At 64.1% G+C, this 3,538-nt stretch carries 5 protein-coding genes; 1 reads left to right on the top strand and 4 read right to left on the bottom strand.

Translation table 11 applies throughout. The annotated features are described in order from the left end of the window. Window positions 1-132: 132 nt before the first annotated feature. From VK804_RS06205 to VK804_RS06195, 3 genes are all read right to left on the bottom strand, one after another. Window positions 133-1,041 (bottom strand): ABC transporter substrate-binding protein, encoded by a 909-nt coding sequence (locus VK804_RS06205; RefSeq protein WP_325368938.1) that lies wholly within the window; start codon window positions 1,039-1,041, stop codon window positions 133-135. 165 nt (window positions 1,042-1,206) lie between these two features. Next, entirely contained in the window at window positions 1,207-1,881 is a 675-nt protein-coding gene (locus tag VK804_RS06200) for a phosphotransferase enzyme family protein (RefSeq protein ID WP_325368936.1), read from the bottom strand. 12 nt (window positions 1,882-1,893) lie between these two features. After that, complete coding sequence (locus VK804_RS06195; protein ID WP_325368934.1) at window positions 1,894-2,220, bottom strand: hypothetical protein; 327 nt, start codon at window positions 2,218-2,220, stop codon at window positions 1,894-1,896. 218 nt (window positions 2,221-2,438) lie between these two features. Here VK804_RS06195 and VK804_RS06190 point away from each other — a divergent pair, with 218 nt between their 5' ends. Then, complete coding sequence (locus tag VK804_RS06190; RefSeq protein WP_325368932.1) at window positions 2,439-3,149, top strand: tetratricopeptide repeat protein; 711 nt, start codon at window positions 2,439-2,441, stop codon at window positions 3,147-3,149. 28 nt (window positions 3,150-3,177) lie between these two features. Here the strand turns inward: VK804_RS06190 and VK804_RS06185 are convergent. Next, window positions 3,178-3,538 (bottom strand): hypothetical protein (locus tag VK804_RS06185; protein WP_325368930.1); only part of this gene is annotated, 361 nt, incomplete at its 5' end.

Here is a 3,538-nt window from a genome sequence, read left to right as displayed (position 1 = left end):
CGCTTGCGTACCGCAGGTCACTGCGTTGATACTCGGCACGAGTGATTTCAGTCCATGGCATGATGCTCTCCCTCGAATCTTTGCAAATCCGAAGGAATCACGGCCTGCTGGAATCACTCACTGCTTTTTCGGTCAGGCTCTGAGGTTGATCACCAATTCGAATCTGGTTGGCAGGACGACCGGCAGGTCTGCGGGCCTGGCCCCGGCGATCACCCGGCCCGCATAGACTCCGGCCTGACGATAGGTGCCGAGGATACTCGCGCCGTAGCAAATGAGTCCGCCGGCCTCCACGAACTCGCGAATGTAGTACATGGTCGGCAACCGCAGGCGCGCCGAGCCCGCGACCATCTCGGAAGCCCTGCTGTCGAAGAAGGGATCGACCGCGATCACGAGGGCGTCGGCCTTGACGGCAGCGAAGGCGGCCTCGAGCGCCGCGGCATCCTCGACCTTCACGATATCGAGCGCCACGCCGTTCTGGCGCGCCGCTACCTCGGCATCCTGCATCTGCGTCGCGGCCGACGCGGTGGACGGATGGACCAGCATTGCCACGCGGCTGATATCGGGCGCCAGCTCGCGTAATAGTTCGAGCTGCTTGGCGATAATGGCCCCGCCGGAATAGAAAGTTGCTCCGGTCAGATTACCCTCGGGTCGATTGATGCTCGTGACGATACCGGTAGAGACCGGGTCGAGCCCGGTCGTGAAGATGACGGGAATCGAAGTCGTCGCCTGCTTTGCGGCAAACCAGGCGCTCCCGCCGGCCACGATCGCGGTGACACCGCGCGCAACGAGTTCGGCGGCAAGGACGGGGAGACGATCGTTTTGATCTTCCGCCCAGCGATATTCGACGGCGACGTTGCGTCCCTCCTGATAGCCGGCATCCTGCAGGCCCTGCCGGAAGGCCGCCGCCACCGGCTCACCCCTGGCCTTGGAGCGAGGATTGAGGAATCCAATCACCGGCATCGACGACCGCTGCGTCTGCGCCTTCAGCGGCCACGCCGCTGCCGCACCGGCGACGAGCGCAATCAGGTCCCGGCGTTTCATTTGCCTCCCCCGGCTTATGGAAGGCATTGTACAAGAACAATTGCGTGGATTGATAGGGCCGAACCGGCGTACCGCGCGCTGGGCTAGGCTCGGCACTGCGCAAACGCGTGGCGAACGAGAAACGGCCGACATCTCTTCGGAAATCGCCTTGCCGAGTCGCAGCACTTATCCAAACAAACCGGGCGACAGTCTTTCCGTCTCCCACGCCTGCAAAAATTCCTGCTGCTGGCCGAGCCAGGCCATCGATCCCGTGCCCCATTCGGCTGTTCGTCCGGCATATTCGCCCATCAGCCAGATGTGGCGGATCGGCACGAACAACGCGATCGCCTCGAAGTCCGCAGGCCTGATCGGGCGGACCGAGCGATAGCCGTCGATGAAGGCCAACCACATCGCGTAGCGGCGGCGACCAAACGACAGCTGCGCCCAGAGGTGCACGGCGAGGTCATAGGCGAGATAGCCGAACCCGCCATCGTCGAAATCGAAGAACCGGGCCTGTCCGGCCAGCGGTCCCTCGGTGACGATGTGGGCGTTGATGCCGTGGCAGTCGCCATGACAGCGGATCCAGCTCAGCCCGGGCCGCGCGCGGACCCGCCCGTCGAGCCGGGACGCCAGCTCGAGGAGATAGCGGCGGGCTTCTTCCTTCATGTCTGCCAGTGCGATGACGGCGGCGACCTGGCGGTGCAGGAGATGATCGAGATCGAGCCGGTAGCGGCCACTTTCCCGATCCGGAAAGCACTCGGCTGCGTCATGCAGGCGCGCCAGCGTCGCGCCCTGCACCCGCGCGTCCTCCGGCGCGTCGAGATCGGGCGGGCGTCCCTCGGCGTGCCGGAACAGCACCACGGGACGAAATCCCTACGGCATGGCCGCTTCGCCAAACAGTGCGCCGGCGCGGTTCGCAACCGCCGCCGCAACCGGCACGCCGACGGAATCCAGAAAAGCGATGAACCTGGTCTCGGATTCCACGTCGGCATCGCCGCGGCGGCGCCGGCCCGACATCCTCAGGACATAGCGGGTCTGATCGGAGGCGCGGATCGCAAAGCTGTCATTGAAGCCGCGCTGCAGCAGGCAGCATTCCAGCGGTTGCGGCAGATCGTACTGGGCCGCGACGAATGCCGCCACAGACTCGGCGGTCGCCGTCGAGTAGGTTGTCGCGAGCAATCCAGTATCAGCTTCGCTCATTCGTTTTAGCGCCTCGATCCGTCACGCGCGGCACGCTCAAAAATCCGCGAAACCGGCGACCGTCGGCGGAGGCGCACCAAGGGAAAAGCACAAAATAGCGGCCCGGCGGACCGATGCCAACCGTGGCGAGGCAGCCAGGTTGAACGCGAAGCCGCCTTGCGCGCCTGCAGCGGTTTGCCTACGCTCCGGCTAGCCACATTCCTTTGCGAGGAAAAACAATGCGCCGAAAATTGTGGACTTTGGCGGTGCTGGCCGGTCTCGCGTTCACCGGTGCCGCGTCGGCGCAGAACCGCGTGGGAGCGCCGCTGCCGGCTGCGCAGGGTGTCAACGAAAAGTCGCTGGTGGCCAAGGCGCAGGCGGCGCTCGACGCCAGGCAGTGGGTGGATGCGGAAGCTGCATTGAAGCAACTGGTGTCGTCCGAGCCGCGCTGGGAATATTTCGAGGCGCTGGGCAACGCGCAAATCAACGGGGGTCACTACGAGGATTCGATCGCCTCCTGTCAACGCGCCATCGAGATGGCGCAAAAGAACGCCGCCCCTCCCGCCGCCATCGGCAGGATGTACACCATGATCGGCAACGCTAACCTGAAGCTGAAGCGCAATGACGTGGCGATTTCGGCTTATGAAAAGGCGGCGGCGCTCGATCCCAATCCGGCGGTGGCCTACTTCAACATCTGCGCGGTGCTCTACAACATCGGCGAGACGGTGAAGACGCTTGCGGCCTGCGACAAGGCGATCGCCGCCGATCCGAAAAAGGCGGATGCCTATTTCGTCAAGGGCTCGGTCATGGTCGGTCAGGGCGCCGTGGGGAAAAACGGCAAGTACACGGTGCCTTCCGGCACGGTGGAAACGCTCAAGCAGTATCTCGTTCTCGCTCCCGGCGGTGGACATGCCAAGGAGGTCCAGGAGATGCTCGATCTTCTGAAATGACCGGCATGCACCGATACATCGACCGGATTCACCAGATGCCGCGAAACTGCGAATTATAGACGCTGATAATGTGGTCGCAGCGGGCGGTCAGGCGCGCTGCCTCGTCCGCAAGGCCGGCGCGCTTCGCCAGATCGATGGCTTCGGCCAAAAAGCCGCGTGCATCGTCGCAGCAGTCCTTTGCCGAACGTGGGCTCGCCTCGTACATGGCGTCATAGGCGGCCTCGGCGCGTTGCTCGTTCATTTTCATTTCAGCGATCAGGGCTTTCACTTCGCTGGCCGGAGCGAGCGGTCCGACCGACAGACGTATGGTCCCCAGCCGCACCAGCTCGATCATCCGCTCCAGCAACGCTCGCACGACCGGGAGCGGGTCGCCCCGCCGGAACTCGTGC

This window comes from Bradyrhizobium sp. (assembly GCF_035484855.1).
Lineage (GTDB): Bacteria > Pseudomonadota > Alphaproteobacteria > Rhizobiales > Xanthobacteraceae > Bradyrhizobium.
This window is presented reverse-complemented; position numbering and strand designations above follow the sequence as displayed.